This window comes from Paenibacillus sp. PAMC21692, from assembly GCF_014303795.1.
In the GTDB taxonomy this organism is placed as follows: Bacteria; Bacillota; Bacilli; order Paenibacillales; family Paenibacillaceae; genus Pristimantibacillus; species Pristimantibacillus agaridevorans.
The window spans coordinates 8,092,728-8,110,140 of sequence record NZ_CP060293.1 but is presented as its reverse complement, the minus strand read 5'-3'; the positions used below and the strand labels follow the sequence as shown (position 1 = coordinate 8,110,140).

Below are 17,413 nucleotides of genomic sequence, written 5' to 3'. Positions count from 1 at the left end.
GATGCATGCCAACACCAACATACCGGCCAAGCCGTTTAACAAATCATCTTTTGTTATCCGAATGACATTGCTGATGCTTGTAGCGCTTACGCTGTTCGGCTTGCTGACGTTCGACTACAAGGATCTGGTTTTATCGGAAGCGATTCGCAAGACGGGGGATACGCTGGGGACGATGCTGATCGAGCCGCATGCCAAACATTTCACCTTCGGCGAGGCTCTCGGGCAAGTCACCATCACCATCGGACTTGCGTTCCTGACGACGCTGTTCGGAGCGGTCATCGCGCTGTTTCTTGCTTTACTTACGGCGCGCAATCTGTCCCGTCCCGCTGTCTCGCTCGCGATCAAAAGCGTTGTAGCCTTTATACGCGCCGTGCCTACCGTGCTATGGGTGTTGATCTTCGCCGTAGCCGCGGGACTTGGCAGTGTTGCCGCCGTCATCGGCATGACCTTTCATTCCATCAGCTACCTGGTCAAAGCCTACTCCGAGTCGATCGAGGAGCTGGAAGACGGCGTCATCGAAGCGCTTCGCGCCAGCGGAGCGGGATGGTGGCAGATCGTATTTCAGGCGGTGCTGCCGTCTTCGATCTCGTATATCATTTCCTGGACGTTCGTGCGGTTCGAAATCAATTTCGCCGTAGCGGTTGCCATGGGTGCGGCTGCGGGAGCAGGCGGCATCGGATTCGATATGTTTATGGCCAGCAACTTCTATTTCGATATCCGCGAGATCGGCTTTATTACGTATATGATTTTGGCGTTCGCGATCCTTCTGGAGCTTCTTGCAAGATGGATTAAAAGAAAGCTGGCAGTCAACGCTTAAGGTTAAGATACAGCCGCTCATGTATGGGTGCGCTGTATTTTGCGTAACTTTATAACTAACGGTAAAAAGAAGCAAAAAGTAGTACAAAAAACTAAAATAGTTGAGGAGCTCGTAGCGGGCATGTATACTAGAGGGAGAAGAAGCGGAATTGATGGCGGGAGCGGGGGATAAAGTGCTGCAGGAAGAACGTTATAAAAAGATTCAGGAGATACTGAAGCAGAATGATTCCGTCAAGGTGACGGAGCTCGTTAGCGTCCTTAACGTGTCGATCGATACGGTCAGGCGCGATCTGGAAAATATGGAGGCGAAGAAGCTGCTAAAGCGCGTGCACGGCGGCGCCATCCTGCCCGAGGAGCGGGGCGACCAGAACGTCTTCTCCTATCGCGAGAGCAAGAACAAGGAGAAAAAGGTCGAGCTTGCGCAGCTCGTATGCGAGCACGTATCGGAAGGACAAGCCATTGCGTTAAACGCGGGAACGACGAATCTGGAAATCGCCAAGAAGCTGGCGGAACGCTTCGAGCGGCTGACGATCATCTCGAACGGTCTGCGCATTATCGAGCAATTCGCGAACAAGCAGGGTTTTACGGTCATTGTGCCAGGCGGCGTGCTGGATCAGCAGGAGTATGCGCTGTACGGCAAAAAGTGCGAAGAGGATATCGCAGGCTACAATATCGATCTGGCCTTCATATCCATCAACGCGATTTCCGTGACCAAAGGGCTGACCGACTTCCGCATCCACGAGATCGATATTATCAAAGCGATCATGAGCAGCGCCAGACAGACGATCGTCGCGGCGGATTCCAGCAAATTCGAGAAGGTGTCGTACCTGAACGTATGCCCGCTGGATCACGTCGACATGATCATGACTGATTCCACGATCAACGAAGACGTCGTGAGAAAATATAAAAATTCGGGGATTAAGGTCGTTTACCCGCAAAACTGATTTACGCCGTCCGATTGGACGGTGAATGACAGAAAGCGTATTTGTCGCCGTTTCGAAGCGGTGTCGAATACGCTTATTTTTTTGTAAAAAAACGCATCGCATTTTAAGCGCCTTCACCAATGTGCAATATTTAGCGGTAATATTCGACATGAAATATTAAGATACTGCAAAAACATGTAATTGATATTGCTTATAATTGCTGTTTTTCTATATACTCAGTTTGGGGCAAAACCCATATACCCAAAAGGAGTGGATTAAAATCATGATTGTCAGAAAATCGCTGGCGGTTTGGATGCTGGTCATTGCAATTGCAGCGCAATGCTTTGGAGCGATTTCGGCTGTATCTGCGGAGACGAACGCTCCGCAAGGCCTGCTCTTCGACTCGGCGAAACAAAACTCCATCGCTTTAAACGCGATGCTGGAAGGTGTTCCGGCCACTTTCGAGATGCGAGCGAAATTCGCGGCCAATCCAGGCGTGCGGCAAGTACTGTTCGGCAATTACCGGGCAGGGGCCGGCACGCAATTTAGCCTTGAGCTTAAGGCCGACAACCAGTTCAGATATTATGAGATTTCGAACGGCGGCAAGCTGATCGACAAATCGACGACGGGCTTATCTATTACGACGGGTCAATGGACTCATCTGGCCATCATACGCGACGCAGCAAACAAAAAGATCGATGTGATTCAGGACGGAACGGTGGTAGCGACCTTTGAAAATGTCGACCTGCCGGAGCAGGTCGTTATGGAAAGCATTCATAGCATCGGCACCGATACGAGAAATGGCTATCACGTCAGAGCCGAAATTGCGGAAGTCAGGCTGTGGAGCGACGTGCGAACGATGGACGAGCTTCGCGACAATGCCGATGCGGATATCCAAGGTGACGAAGAGGGACTTATGCATGCATGGACGCTCGACGACTCGTCGCTTAACGGGATTACGAACGTCATCCGGGACAAGGCCGGCAAGCTTGACGGCACGCCAAGAGGCTTCGAACGGCAATACACGAGCGAGTTCCAAGGCACGGGGACAAACTTTGCGGGCGGCCTCGAGATCGCGACAAAAAATCATGTGGCTGCAGCTCCGCGCACGTTGGAGGCATGGGTAAACGTTCCGGCGAATACGCCGAGCGGCCAACGTGTGGGCGTCATTATGGGCAATTACGAAAATTCCTCGTACAGCGACGTATCGCGATTCAGCTTCGAAATTTTCAACAACGGGGCTCCGAGATTGTTTTGGGTAAACCACAAAGATTATCAATTGAACTATGTGGCCAATAACGTGAACGTAAACGCGGGCGATTGGGTGCATATTGCGATGGCTCTCGACGAAGAGAACAAAAAGGGCACTACGTACATTAACGGCGAGAAGGTTCATGAAGAAACGCTTGCTATCCCGGAATTTCCAAAGGATACGACCTCCCGCGAGATGAAGATCGGCTCCGATTTCAGAGGGACCACGATGTCTTTTAAAGGGGAAATCGCGGATCTGCGGGTATGGTCGACAACTCGAACAGCCGAAGAAATCAAAGCGAATTACAAGGAGTCGCTGCAAGGAACAGAGGAAGGACTCATGGGCAACTGGAAGCTTGATACGGCCGAGAACGGCGTGTATTCGGACTCCTCGGCGTACGCAAACGACGCGCTGCCGTATGACGAAGTGACTTCGAACTGGCTAGCGCCCGACTTCGCGGAAGGCGACTACACGATCGCCGTCATTCCGGATACGCAATACATGGCCAGGCTGCATCCTCAAGCGATGAAAGATTACATGAAGTGGATGAAGGATCACGCCGACGACATGAACATCAAGCTGGCGATTAGCGTGGGCGATATCGTCGACACGGCTTCGAGCACGACGGAGTGGGCCGCGGCCGCCGACGCGTATGCCGAACTGGACGGGGTTATCCCGTACGTTCTGGTGCCGGGCAATCACGACGTCATCTTGAACAATGCGCAGCTGACCCGCAATTATACGAATTACAATCAATATTTCCCGTATAGCAAATTTTCGCAGGAGCCGACTTTCGGAGGAGCCTTCGCCGAAGGCAAGATGGAGAATACGTACCATTTCTTCAACATAGGCGACGTGGAATATATGGTCCTTGCCATCGAATTTGCGCCTAACGACGCCGTGTTGGCGTGGGCCAACGAAGTCGTGGCGGCCAATCCCGACAAAAAGGTGATCATGTCGACGCATACCTATATGTATCACAACGGCGAGCGCATCGGCACCGATCACCATCACTATCCTAGCTCTTATATTAGCGATGCGAACAACGGCGACGATATGTGGAACGAATTCGTAAGCAAGCACGATAATATCGTGCTCGTTTTGTCCGGCCACATCGGTCATCCGGATCTGGTCGTGAAGAAGGATCTCGGCGAGCACGGCAATATCGTGCAACAGGTTCTTGCGGATGCCCAATACATGGACCCGAGAGATGTCGGCATGATCATGCTGATGACGTTTAAGGAAGGCAGCAACGACGTGGACGTAAACTGGTACTCCGTAAAGAACGACCAGTTGTTCCGCGCGAAAAATCAATTCTCTATGGAGCTGAATCTGCATTCGGGAACGCCTGGAGAAGGGGGGCCTGACGAGGAAATCCGGCTGTCCGCCGCGGATCAATCGGTGAACAAGGGCAGCGTCTTTACGGTGCCGGTCACGATCGAGAAGGGGGCCAAGCTGGTCGGTCTGGAGGGCGTCCTGAACTACGACTCCAGCCTGCTCGAGCTTGAAAGCTTCGAATTCGCGGCGTTCGGCTCAACAAACGCGGTAAATGCCGAGACGCCGGGAAAGGTCGGCTTCGCGGGCATATCCGGCGACGCGCTGGCCACGGACGAATCAACCGTGGTCGCGAACGCGACCTTCCGCGCGAAGGCGGATCTTTCGGCGGATGCAACGACGGCAATCTCGTTCGCCAGCGTGCGCGGCATCGTGCCAAGCGAGACGGACGAATCCGCGTATGTCCCGGTTCAGACGGACGATGCGGTCATTACGATCGTCAGCCGGACGGCGGGCGATCTCAACGGCGACGAAAGCCTTGATCTGCTCGACGCAAGATCGATTCTGAAGCTGATCGCGGCAGGCGGAGGCAGCGAAGCCGAACTTGCTGCGGCCGATGTCAACGGCGACAAGGTTGTCGACACGAACGATATTCTGGCGCTGCTGCAGATCATAGCGGACAAGTTGATCGCCGGGCAGACCATATAAATTCTGAAAGGGTGAACGGCATTGAGAAAGGGAAAATGGTTTATGGCCTTAACACTGGCGGTTGTTATGCTGCTGCAAGGGTTTGGCGCGACATCGGCGCAAGCGCAAGCGGAGGATACGGTGCCAGCCGCGGCATCCGCGGCCGGCGAACGGGAAGGGCTTCTCTTTGATGCTGCCGAGCAGAATTCGGTCAAGCTTGAGGGGTTGCTGGCAAATGTGCCGGCCACCTTCGAAATGTACGCGAAATTTGCGGTCAATCCGAATCAACGCCAAATTTTATTCGGCAATTACAACGCGAACGCGGCATCGAATTTCAATATCGAGCTAAAAGCCGACAATCAGTTCCGTTATTACGAGTTGTCGAACGGCAAATTGATCGACAAATCGACGCAGGGCCTGTCCATTACGACGGGACAATGGACGCATCTGGCCGTCCTTCGGGATCCGGCCAACCGGAAGGTGACGCTCGTCCAGGACGGAACGGTCGTCGCGTCGTTCGAGAATCTGGATCTGCCCGAGAAGGTCGAGCTGCAGAACGTGCACAGCATCGGAATGGACACGCGCAACCAGATGCACGTCCGTGCGGAAATCGCGGAAGTACGGTTGTGGGACGACGTTCGTTCGCTGGACGAGCTCAAGGACAATGCCGAAGCGGTGCTGACGGGCAAAGAAGAAGGACTGATGCACGCCTGGACGCTGGACAAATCGTTGCTATTGCCCGGGGCAAATGTCGTCTACGACAAGGCCGGCAAGCTCAACGGAATCCCGTTCGGCTTCGAGATGGCATACGAAATCGAAATGCCGTATGAGAGCGAGTTCACGGGCAGCGGCGCGGACTTCTCGAACGGAGAGCTGGAGTTAAAGACAGAGGAGAAGCTGTCGGCTCCTCCCCGGTCGTTCGAGGCTTGGGTTAACGTGCCGGCAAACACGCCAGCCAGCCAGTCGGCGAACGTCGTGATCGGGAACAACGAAAGTTATTATTACAGCGACGTATCCCGACTAAGCTTCGAGATTGGCGCGAACGGCAAACCGAGATTATACTGGAGAGCCCACAAAAGTCACGAGATCAACTACGTCGTCAATGCGAAAGTCAACGTCGGCGATTGGGTCCATGTCGCAATCGTGCTGGATGACGAGGCGAAGTCGGCATCGGCTTATATCAACGGCCGCAAGATCGACGAAACGGCGCTAAATGTTCCAATTCCGACGGTTCTCCCCGCCCGCGAGCTTAAGATCGGGTCCGACTATATGGGATACGCGGCCGATGGGAAACCTCAAACGAACTTCAAAGGGCAGCTCGCCGATGTCCGCGTATGGTCAACGGCACGAACGGCCGAACAAATTGAATCCGGCTACAAGGCTTTCCTGCAAGGCCAGGAATCCGGATTGCTGGGCAACTGGAAGCTGGACCAGGCGATCAACGGCGCGTATCCGGACTTGTCCCTTCATGGAAACGACGCGCGGCTTTACGACAATGCAGCCTATAATTGGCTGGAGCCCGAATTCGCGGATGGCGATTATAAGATTGCGGTCATCCCGGATACGCAATATATGGCACGGCAGCATCCGAACGCGATGAAAGCTTATTTCAACTGGCTAAAGGATAACGCCGACGATCTGAATATCAAGCTGGCGATCAGCGTAGGCGATATCGTCGATACGCCGTCGAGCGAGGCGGAATGGGCGGTGGCGGCCGAATCGTATTCGTATCTTGATGGAGTTATTCCGTACGTGGTGCTGCCGGGCAACCATGACGTCGTTCTCAATAATACGAACTTGACCCGGAACTACACCAACTACAATAAATACTTCCCTTATAGCAAGTACTCGGATGACGCGACATTCGGCGGTGCGTTCGTGGAAGGGAAAATGGAGAATACGTACCACTTCTTCGAAATCGGCGACGTGGAATATATGGTGCTCGCGATGGAATTCGCTCCGAACGACGCCGTGCTGGCGTGGGCGAACGAGGTCGTGGCGGCCCATCCGGACAAGCGCGTCATTATGTCGACCCACTCGTACATGTATCACAACGGCGAGCAGATCGGGCCGAGCCATATCGACTACCCGAGCGCGTACATCCGCGATGCCAATAACGGCGACGATATGTGGAACGAATTCGTCAGCAAGCATGACAACATCGTGCTGGTGCTGTCCGGCCATATCGGCTATCCCGACCTGGTCGTCCGCGAGGATTCGAACAATTACGGCAGCTCCGTCAAGCAGGCGCTGGTGGACGCGCAATTTATGGAGCCGAGAGACCTTGGCATGGTCATGCTGATGTCGATCAAGGAAGGCAGCAACGACGTCGGCGTAAATTGGTATTCCGTAAAGAACGACAAGCTGTTCCGCGAGAAAAACCAGTTCTCCATGGAGCTGAATCTATATCCGGAACCACATTCCTTCGAGCAGCTTGCAGCAACGCTTGCGGAAGCGGAGCAATTCGTCGCTTCGATCGAATCGACGCCGGGTCTGTCCCTGCCGAAGATGAGCGAGCTCAAGGCACAAATCGCTGCCGCCAAAGCGCTGACGTCCAGCGACGATAAGGCCGTTATCCATCAAGCCCACGTCGACTTGACGCGGATGCTGGTAGACAACAAGGGATCGATCGCGTATACGTTCCTGCCGAAGACTAGCTTTACAATCGAAGCCTATAATTCGTATGACGTAGAATCGGACAACTTGCCGCAATATGTTTTGGACGGTGATTACTCCACGATATGGCATACGAGCTGGCATGATCCGATTCCTGATCTGCCTCACTGGATCATCATCGATATGAAGGAGTCCTTCAAGCTGAGCGGTATCCAGCGGACGAGCCGCCCTAATTTAACGGCGTTGGAATTCCCGAAAGATTTCGAATTGTACGCTTCGGACGATTTGGCCGACTTAAACGATCCGGCCTATCTTGGCAACGAGGCGAAACGGGCGTCAGGTACGTTCGGCAAAACGGCCGCCGGAAATACGTATCAGGATTTCGCCGTGCTGGATAAACCCGTTCAAGGACGTTACGTCAAGCTGTTAGTTACAAGCACATACGGAACCGGGAAGTTCGTCTTTATGAGCGAAATCGACTTTACCGGCGAAGCGGTCGAAGACGAGACGATCCGGTTGTTCGCGGACGATCGGACGGTTAACAAGGGCAGCGTGTTCACGGTGCCGGTAACGGTCGAGCAAGCTTCCATAATGGTGGGGCTCGAAGGCATCCTGTCATACGATTCGAGCTTGCTGACGTTTGAAAGCTTTGACTTTGCGGGATTCAGCGCAACCGGAGCCGTAAATTCGGCAACGCCGGGCAAGATTAGCTTCGCGGGCGTGTCGGGCGACGCGCTTGGCACGGATGAGGCGACAATCATTACGAACGTAACGTTCCGAGCGAAGGCTGATCTCGTTGGAAATGCGACGGCAACTATTTCGTTTGCCAACGTACGAGGCGTCACGACGGACAGTGCCGGCGAATCGGCATACGTCCCGGTACAGACGGAAGATGCCGTCATCACGATCGTGAGTCAGAATCCAGGTGATTTGAACGGCGACGACAGCTCCGATTTGCTTGATGCAAGAACGATTCTGAAGCTCATCGTGTCGGGCGGAGGAAGCGAGGCTGTGCTTGCCAAGGCCGACATTAATCGTGACGGCACGGTTGACACGAACGACGTTCTGATGCTTCTGCAGATGATCGCGGACAAGCTGGCAGAGTAATGGGAAAAGGTCGTAATTAGGAGGGAATAGCGATGTACAAACATACCTGGAAATGGACGATCTGCTTGTTGATTTTGTCGTTGCTCATCCCTTCTGCCGCATTTATCAATGCGCAAGGAAGCGAGCCTGAACTGGAGGTCAAGTCCGTTCAGGCGGGACTGGGCCAAAGCGCCGCTGTCGAGATTGTCATAAACCGGCCGAAAGGACTGAAGACCTTTGAATTCACGCTTCATTACGATCGCGATGCGCTGGAAATCGCCGACCGGGACGTCGCGCAAGGCGCCGACGTGAAGGGCTGGATGTTCGAGCATAAGGTCAATGCCTCGGGCGGCACGGTTAGAATCGCCGCCGTCCACGTCGACGGTTTTAATTCGAACACCCCGGCTGCGATCGCGCAATTGACCTTCAAGGCTAAAAAATCTGGAGTTAAACCTTTCAAGGTAACGGACTTGAAAGGTTTCGTGGAACTGAACACGCCGGCCGACATGACGAGCAAGGCGGGAACTTTTACTGTCCAAGGAGTTCTTTGGACGGTTAAAGTCAGCGTGGACAACAAGGCGACGCAGGAAGTCGTCATCGACGACGGACATGTCAAACGCACGACGATCAGGGTTGATGCGCCAAACACGTCAAGGAGCGTACGGCTGGAGTTGGAGCAGGAAACGATGCAGAAAATCGCATCCAGCGGCAAGAGATTGGCCATTCTAACGCCGATCGGAAGCCTGGAGATCGATTCGCTTGATCTCAAGCAGTTGGGAAACAGCCGCGCGGAAATCCAAATCGAAATAGCCAATGGCTCGAAACAGAAGCCGGCTAGAACCATTGTCATTACCGCGGATGGAAAAGAAATCGAGAGCTTCTATGGGAAGCTGAAGTTATCGATTCCTTATGAACGGGCTAACGCTGAAACGAACCAGGGTATCGTCGCTTATCGGACAACGGGCGGGCAGAGATCGATCATTTCCCAATCTGCCATGTTGGATGGGCAGGTCTTGATTGCCGCAACCGAAGCGGGCACGTACGAAATCGGCTACAACGCGAAGACGTTTACGGACGCGGCGAATCATTGGTCTCAGCCGAATATCGAATTTGCGGCGGCGAGAAACTTGTTCCTCGGTGTCGGCAACGAACGGTTCGCCCCCGACCAATCGGTGACAAGAGGCATGTTCGTTACGGTGCTTGGCCGTCTGCTGGGCATCGAAGGAACGGCTACGGTTAACGCATTCCAAGACGTAGACGCCGACGCCTACTACGCGCCTTATATCGCTTATGCGAACGAGCATGGCATCGTAAACGGGGTCGGAGCGGGCAAGTTTGCTCCAGATCGTCAAATAACGCGGGAGGAAATGGCGATCATGATTACCAGGTTTATGGATTATGCAAAAATCGAGTCGTCATCAACGAACGAATCCCGTCCGTTTAAAGACCAGGAAGCGATATCCGTCTGGGCAGCTTCTTCCGTTCGTCAATTGCAATCCGCCGGCATATTGAGCGGCAAGCCGGGTGATCTATTCGATCCGCAGGGCTATGTAACACGGGCCGAAGCGACGAAAGTTGTACGGATGGTCCTGGAAGCTTCATTGCTCTAGCGGAGATTTAGAGCCTACCTCAAATAGGCGGGCTCTTTCTTGGTACGATCGGCTAAAGGTGGAATGGTTCATGCGCATTACCGTGGGCAAGAAGATGTGGATAGGTTTCGGGGTTGTATTGCTTTTGCTATTCGTGTTAGGGTACTTCTCTGTATCCAGAATGGAATACATGAAGGAACGGGTCGACGCTATTACGGAATCCTGGCTTCCGGCCGTAGAAACGCTAAATGAAATGAACTACGAAGCAGAGCATATATTGACCATGACGTATCGACATAAGGATGAGCAAGACAAGGTGAAGATGGATACGATTGAGCTTGGCATAACGCAGTTGTATAACGGCTTTGAAAAGAATCTTAAAGTCTATGACGAAACCCTGTCGACTGCGGAGGAGCATCAGATCTTCGTTCAACTGCAATCGGCCTGGCATTCATTTAAAGAAGTGAACCTGCTTACGCTAAATAAGAGCAGAAATAGCGAAATAGATGAGGCGGCAGAACTATTGGCCGATGGGCAAGTGAAATTTAATTCCATGCAGGTGAATTTTAACAAACTGAAATTGTTAAATCGTGAAGGCGCTATAGCCGCCGCCAACGAGGTGGAGAATGCGAACCGAAGCGGCACCATCATGATCTACTCTACGATGGCGGCTAGTCTGCTTGTCGTACTCGCGATAATCATTATCTTTCATTATCAAATCGTTGTGGTTTTGAGGCGGGTCACGGCTCATATCGTGCAAGTGGCTTCTGGCGATCTCACTGTCAAACCGTTACTCAATCGGAGGAAAGACGAGCTCGGGGTGTTGTCAAAAGCTGCAGAGGATATGGTGGTGAGCTTGCGGCTCGCGATTAAAGATACTGCCGACACCTCTTCTCGGGTCGCGACCATGTCCGAAGAACTCTCGGTCGGCGCGAATTCGGCTGCAATGACATCTCTGCAAGTAGCGACTTCGATACAGGAAGTGTCGAATCGCTCGGAAGAACAATTGGCAGGAATGGAGGAGGGCTCCATATCAATGGAGACAATAGCTTTAGGTATAGAGCGAGTCGCCGCGGCTTCGGCTTCGGTATCCGAAAAGACGCAATCGACTTCTCGCCATGCGGAGCAAGGCAATGCTTCTATTATAGACCTCGTAGGGAAAATGGGGGTCATACAAGCCTCTTTAACGGATTTAGAGAAATTAATGAAGAATCTCAGTGCACGCTCCGAGCAAATAGGGGAAATCGTAACGCTAATAACCGGAGTTGCAAATCAGACTAATCTGATCGCGCTTAACGCTTCAATAGAAGCGGCACGTGCGGGGGAAAGCGGCAGGGGCTTCGGCGTAGTGGCGAACGAAGTCAAAGGGCTTGCCTCCGAATCAGGCATTTCGGCCAAGCGGATCTCGGATCTTATTCGAGTAACGCAGCTTGAGACCTGCCAAGCTGTTGACGCAATGAACAGCGTAACGGAGGAAGTTGCCTCGGGTAAGGCGGCTGCAGAAGAAACGAGGAACATGTTCTCTGCAATCCTGACAGAGATCAGGACGATAAATAACGAGATAATGGGAGTGTCCGTTACATCCGATCAAATGGCTGCTTCCACCGAACAGGTATCAGCAACGCTTCTTCTCACGGCCTCAAATGCGCGCTTGGCTAACGAGAACGCAAAAAGCGTCGTTCAAGCTTCGGAATTGCAAGCAGCTTCCATGGAAGAAATTTCGGAATCGACTTCCCAGCTGTCGAAACTCGCAGACGATTTGCAACAAACGATATCATCATTCAGATTATAAAGAAGAGCAATTGTTCAAAGGGAGATATTAGGATGAAAACGAACAGTACAAGTGCTCTACCCGATAATCCTTACCTGCTGCTTACGCCTGGACCGCTTACGACGACGGCTTCGGTTAAAGAGGCCATGCTGCGCGACTGGTGTACGTGGGACTCCGAATATAATGGCCTTGTCCAGCATATTCGGAGCCGGCTTGTCCAACTTGCGAGCAGGCTGGAGCCGGATGCCTATACGGTGGTTCCCATGCAAGGCAGCGGCACCTTTAGCGTCGAGGCAACCGTAGGCTCCGTCGTTTCTCAAGACGGAAAAATAGTCGTCCTGGTAAACGGCGCATACGGACGGCGCATCGTCCAGATCGCTCGCGTGCTGCATATGCCAGTCGTTGCCGTTGATGTAGGCGAGACATCGCCAATCAGCGCCGCAATGCTGGAGGAGACGCTCGATGCCCACCCGGACGCCACGCATTTGGCGGTTGTCCATTGTGAGACGACGACGGGCATGTTAAATCCGATCGCCGAGGCGACTCTCGCGGCAAAACGGCGCGGCCTAACCACGATCGTCGACGCCATGAGCAGCTTTGGCGGCATTCCGCTCGATATGGCGGAGCTGTCGATTGATTTCCTAATCAGCAGCAGCAATAAATGCATTCAGGGAGTCCCCGGCTTTGGCTTCGTAATCGCCAGAAGGGAAGCGCTCGAAGCTTGCAAGGGACGAGCCCGCTCGCTTTCGCTTGATTTGTTCGACCAATGGGAAACGATGGAGAAGCAAGGAGGCAAGTGGCGCTTTACTTCGCCGACGCATGTGGTACGCGCCTTCGACCAGGCGCTGATAGAGTTAGAGGAAGAAGGCGGACCGGAAGCCAGACATATCAGGTATGCCGATAACCAGCAGGCGCTGGTGGACGGCATGGCGCGTCTCGGTTTCCGTACGCTGCTCCCGCCGGAGCAACAATCGCCTTTTATTACGGCTTTTCATTATCCTCATGCCAACGAGGTATCTGATTTTACGTTTCCTGCTTTCTATGAAGGTCTCAAGCAATCCGGGTTCGTCATTTATCCAGGGAAAATTTCTTCGGCAGACACCTTCCGAATTGGAAGTATTGGCGATGTTAGAGTGGAGGACATACATCGCCTTATCGCTGCGGTGGAACAGGCGGTTAGATAAATATTCAACGCGAACAGAAGGCCGAGTGTCATTGCTCGGCCTCCATTCGCGGCTCCATTCAAATATTATTCGCTTCCGAATATTTTAGCGGCCAAACCATTAATCATGTCCTGAGGTGTCGCTATCTCGATCTTTAGAATGAGCATGCTTATTAACAAAACGTTCAGCGCTAACAGGAATAGGTATACTGCCAATTCTTTTTTTGCTGATTTTCGAATAAGGGGGGATATCTCCTTCATGCCGAAAAGCGTCAACAGGAACATCGTCAAAGCAATCATTATGACTCTCACCTACTTAGATTTTCGTTGATTTAAGGCGCTGCTTACTATTTTTGTTTCGACTTGAATTTCTATGCCGAGTTTTGGGAAGATCTCGCTCCAATTCTCTTTTAAGCTTCTCCAGCTTACGGGGTCAGCCCGATGAATAGCTTCTCCGAACCCAAAGACGTCCGCTTTGAACTTCTTGGCCTGCATGATTGCGCTCTGAATCTCCTTTTCGATTTCCGCTTTTTGGATGGCTTCCAATTGGGCAATTCGATCCGGGTTAATTTCTTCCTCCGAGCACGAAGCTTCGGCCAGATTGCCTTCTTCCTCGATTTGAACCTTGATCCGGAACCGTTCGCCGGATTTTTCGACCTTCACCTTCGAATCAGCTTTCATAATCTCGAACGCAAGCTTATTCGCTGGTGTTCGCCCTTCGGTACCGTGGCATCTGGCAACGATAATGCCACTTTTCACCTTCCCGATAACCCACAAAACACCTCTTGTTTGAATCGGAGTCAAATACCCCGCGAGTTGCTCGCCGTTTACGATAGCCGATCCGGCTACATGGTAGCCAATATCTTCTCCCTGTTCGTTCACGACGCTGACGGTCGGGAACATTATAGCTGTCGAGCTGTGATACATTCTGAAATAATCGTTCAAGTTCAATTCGACTGTCTTGGAATGGGATTTATATTGTTTCATCGTATTGACGAGCGAAAGAGCAGGCATGCCTCCGGTCTTGACTTTGGCATTGATGATGTCCTCAGCGCGGCTTTGGGAAATGGCCAATAACACGCTGCGTCGTTCTTCAGCATCCCTGCTGAAAAACTCAAGGGCGGGCTTAATCCCTCTTTGAGCCATCGATTCGCCAATAACCAATACTTTGGTATGCGGCCAGAACAACCGATTTGGGATGTGTTCGTAATATTGCGAATCGCATCGAAAAAGGTTTTTCCGTTTGCGCGAAAATTAAAATAGGGCGGTTCTTTTCCGGATTTATCTTTCCCGATTGCCCTTGTATTGGCAAGTTGGGCACTCAATAAATATCCTTGGTCGCTAGTGTCGATCCCCGCGCCGATTACGAAACCAAGCGTATCGATTTCTTTTCGGTTCCAGCAACCCGTTAGGATGACGGAAAGGAGAACAAGGCTAATCGTCAAGAGAAGATGCCGACGGAATCCTTTCATGATCCGACCTTCTTTTCTCGAATAATGGAGACCATCAACAGTATCATCGGAAGCGCCGCCCCCGTAAACAAAGCGAAGCTCCCCCAGTTGCGGGGCGATAAGCTAAATACGAGATCGGCGATACTATCATAAGAAACCGTCGCTAAGATCATAGCCGTAATGGCTAACGGAATGATCAATATTTTTTTTCCCTTTATGCCAAGCCATTCTCCGGTGCCCTGAACTCCTATATACAAAAAAATAGAAGTTTTCGTTAAAAAGGTGCTGATCCAGATCGCAATCATGACCGCTTCGATCCGTTCAAAAAAGTCGCCGATTGAAACTATGCGCGCAAGGGAAAAAACGGCCAAAGTCATATCCACCGCTTCCCGTGCTCCAAAAACGCCCACAACAAATATAGCCAAAAAAACCAATAAGACAGTCACGATGATTTCGCTCCAAATCGTAAATCGCATCACATTGGTTTTATCCGCTATATAGGGATACAACATCGTGACCAGTATGACTTCGCCGCTCCATGCCGTCGGAACAATGGCGCGCACCCAGATTGGATTCCATCCGTCATCCAGCAGAGGCAAAAGCTCTTCAGAATGAAAAGCTCCGGTCACAATGACAAGAATAAGCACGATAGAAGCCACAGCGAAGGGTAATGTTATGCTATTTGTCCTAACGATGCCTTCGAGACCTTTGTAAACGCAATAGACAGAAGCCACGGTCATACAGGCGATAAATACGGTAACAGGCGTTTCCGGCATTAACGACGTATTGATGACTTCGGCAAAATCGCGGATCAAGATGATCGACACATGCAAAAAGTAATATAGAAATATTATCGATACGAGCCCTCCGATCCACTTCCCAAGCAAGTGTTTATTCATCCCGATTAACGTAAGATCCGGATGGCGTCTTGACAAGGAGACTACCAGCCAGGCGATTCCGCAGGACACAACTCCACTGATAATGGCCGCAATCCAAGCGTCTCTGCCTCCGCCGGTCATGCGGGTCACAACAGGCAGAAATACCGTCATGGAGGCAACCCTGTTGGCCACAATAAGAAGCGCAAGCTGAAAGGCGTTAATTGTCGGCTTCATATGCATCACCAGTCCTCCGGATTAAACTCGTTTCGGTCATGATGAACAGATCGATTTGATTTTTGTTTGGTTCTGACCAACTGCGGAAGTGGAAACCGGATGATTGAATCTTTCCATTTCCCAATTTGGATAGGCGAGAATGGAGAAAGGTAAGGAATTCCGAATGACTTCAGCGCGGACATGTAAGTGAGCAGGCAGAGCATGGCCAGTGCAAGCGCAGGCAATCCCAAAATTGATGCAAGTAGCATAAGGGGAAAACGCAGCATCCGAACCGTTTGGCTGAGACTGAAACTCGGTATGGCGAAAGACGAGATCCCGGTTATCGCGACAACGACAACCATGAATGGCGAGACGATTCCCGCCTGTACTGACGCCTCTCCTATAATTAGGGCGCCCACGATGCTTATCGCTTGACCCGCAACTTTGGGTAACCGAATCCCGGCTTCTCTCAGCAGCTCAAATGCGATTTCCATCACCAACGCTTCAACTACGGCTGGGAACGGAACATCTGAACGCGTTCCGGCGATCTCAAGCGCCAGAATCGTCGGAAGCATCTCTTGATGCATCGTCGTGATCGCGATATATAACGCCGGTGTTATCAAGGCGATGATAAAAGCAAACAAACGGAGTCCGCGCAGTAGTGAAGAAAAATAAAAGTTGGTGTAATAATCGCTCGTCGTCGTGAAATATTGCATAAAAACGGTTGGTACGATCAATGAATGAGGAGTACCGTCCACGAGTATGGCGATTTTTCCGTCCAACATCATAGCGGCGACCCGGTCCGGTTTTTCCGTAATTTCCATCTGCGGAAACACAGAGTAAGGATGGTCTTGGATCCATTCTTCGATATCGTTGGTTTCGAATAGACTGCTGGCGTCGATTTTGCCCATCCTGCTCTTTACTTCGTCAACCAAGGATTGTGGCGCGATTCCGTTCAAATAAGCCAAACAAACATTCGTGTTTGTTTGGCTTCCTAACACAAGCACGGTAAATCGTACATTGCGATTGTTAATTTTTCGTCTTATCATTGCGAGATTCGTACTCAAATTCTCGATAAATGCTTCTTTGGGACCCCGAACTTCGTTTTCGTTCTGAGGTTCTTTGATACTTCTACTCTCCCAGCCGATTGTGGACATCCCAAGCCCAAGCGTACATTCGTCGACCAACAATACGGTGCGGCCTCTCAATATCGCTTCAATAAGTTCGTCAAGCGTTGTCAGCGATTCTACGTCGGCCAAAGCCAGCAGACGGTCCGAAAACAACTCCATTATTTCTTGAGGATTCGAAAATGCGGAGTCGGAGTCGATTTCAATCGTTTGAACGGATTGGATGATTTGCTGATTAATTGTCTTTTCGTCGGCAAGACTGTCCAAGTACAAAACGGCCGATAGAAATCCAGTAGAGCCGAATGGTATTTGGCGGCAGACAAGATCAATACTTTCACCAAATTCGTCCAGAACGTATCGTAAGTTTACTTCCAACTTCTCATTAAGCATAAGTTGGGTAGAAGTATGAGATGAACCCTGTTCTCGGTTAATGACACTGCGATCGCTAAAAACATGGCGTCGACCCAACTTTGATCCCCCATCCCTTGAGCATATTTTCCATTTTTTTAATATTTACGAAGACCATGGGATTTATACCGAGTCGGAGCCCGCGGCCTCCTGCTAACC

10 protein-coding genes are annotated in these 17,413 nt (G+C 51.6%); 7 read left to right on the top strand and 3 right to left on the bottom strand.

The features are described from left to right. The first annotated feature begins 1 nt into the window (after window position 1). From H7F31_RS32165 to phnW, 7 genes are all read left to right on the top strand, one after another. Complete coding sequence (locus H7F31_RS32165) at window positions 2-817, top strand: PhnE/PtxC family ABC transporter permease (protein ID WP_108993134.1); 816 nt, start codon at window positions 2-4, stop codon at window positions 815-817. A gap of 151 nt (window positions 818-968) precedes the next feature. Next, a complete protein-coding gene (locus tag H7F31_RS32160) occupies window positions 969-1,760 on the top strand; it encodes a DeoR/GlpR family DNA-binding transcription regulator (RefSeq protein ID WP_261800590.1) in 792 nt (263 codons plus the stop codon). Between the two features lie 262 nt (window positions 1,761-2,022). Next, window positions 2,023-4,974, top strand: coding sequence for a LamG-like jellyroll fold domain-containing protein (locus H7F31_RS32155; RefSeq protein WP_187102164.1), 2,952 nt, complete (start codon window positions 2,023-2,025; stop codon window positions 4,972-4,974). Between the two features lie 21 nt (window positions 4,975-4,995). Further along, entirely contained in the window at window positions 4,996-8,676 is a 3,681-nt protein-coding gene (locus H7F31_RS32150) for a LamG-like jellyroll fold domain-containing protein (RefSeq protein ID WP_187102163.1), read from the top strand. Between the two features lie 32 nt (window positions 8,677-8,708). Beyond that, window positions 8,709-10,265: an S-layer homology domain-containing protein gene (locus tag H7F31_RS32145; RefSeq protein WP_187102162.1), complete on the top strand. Its 1,557-nt coding sequence runs from the start codon at window positions 8,709-8,711 to the stop codon at window positions 10,263-10,265. A gap of 70 nt (window positions 10,266-10,335) precedes the next feature. Continuing rightward, window positions 10,336-12,036, top strand: a complete 1,701-nt coding sequence (locus tag H7F31_RS32140; protein WP_187102161.1) for a HAMP domain-containing methyl-accepting chemotaxis protein — start codon at window positions 10,336-10,338, stop codon at window positions 12,034-12,036. A gap of 32 nt (window positions 12,037-12,068) precedes the next feature. Then, window positions 12,069-13,199 (top strand): 2-aminoethylphosphonate--pyruvate transaminase, encoded by a 1,131-nt coding sequence (gene phnW / locus H7F31_RS32135; protein ID WP_187102160.1) that lies wholly within the window; start codon window positions 12,069-12,071, stop codon window positions 13,197-13,199. 290 nt (window positions 13,200-13,489) lie between these two features. On the opposite strand, the gene H7F31_RS32130 is transcribed toward phnW, so the two are convergent. From H7F31_RS32130 to H7F31_RS32120, 3 genes are all read right to left on the bottom strand, one after another. Continuing rightward, a complete protein-coding gene (locus H7F31_RS32130) occupies window positions 13,490-14,341 on the bottom strand; it encodes a Ger(x)C family spore germination protein (protein ID WP_261800213.1) in 852 nt (283 codons plus the stop codon). A 304-nt stretch (window positions 14,342-14,645) separates the two neighbouring features. Continuing rightward, window positions 14,646-15,740 carry a GerAB/ArcD/ProY family transporter gene (locus H7F31_RS32125; protein ID WP_187102158.1) on the bottom strand — a complete coding sequence of 365 codons (1,095 nt, stop codon included), beginning with the start codon at window positions 15,738-15,740 and terminating at the stop codon, window positions 14,646-14,648. A 5-nt stretch (window positions 15,741-15,745) separates the two neighbouring features. After that, a complete protein-coding gene (locus tag H7F31_RS32120; RefSeq protein ID WP_187102157.1) occupies window positions 15,746-17,314 on the bottom strand; it encodes a spore germination protein in 1,569 nt (522 codons plus the stop codon). Between the last annotated feature and the right edge of the window lie 99 nt (window positions 17,315-17,413).

What these genes read in the sequence shown, in the direction of transcription:
- H7F31_RS32165 (WP_108993134.1), top strand. Translation starts at nt 2, where the DNA reads ATGCATGCCAACACCAACATACCGGCCAAGCCGTTTAACAAATCATCT.
- H7F31_RS32160 (WP_261800590.1), top strand. Translation starts at nt 969, where the DNA reads ATGGCGGGAGCGGGGGATAAAGTGCTGCAGGAAGAACGTTATAAAAAG.
- H7F31_RS32155 (WP_187102164.1), top strand. Translation starts at nt 2,023, where the DNA reads ATGATTGTCAGAAAATCGCTGGCGGTTTGGATGCTGGTCATTGCAATT.
- H7F31_RS32145 (WP_187102162.1), top strand. Translation starts at nt 8,709, where the DNA reads ATGTACAAACATACCTGGAAATGGACGATCTGCTTGTTGATTTTGTCG.
- H7F31_RS32140 (WP_187102161.1), top strand. Translation starts at nt 10,336, where the DNA reads ATGCGCATTACCGTGGGCAAGAAGATGTGGATAGGTTTCGGGGTTGTA.
- phnW (WP_187102160.1), top strand. Translation starts at nt 12,069, where the DNA reads ATGAAAACGAACAGTACAAGTGCTCTACCCGATAATCCTTACCTGCTG.
- H7F31_RS32125 (WP_187102158.1), bottom strand. Translation starts at nt 15,740, where the DNA reads ATGAAGCCGACAATTAACGCCTTTCAGCTTGCGCTTCTTATTGTGGCC.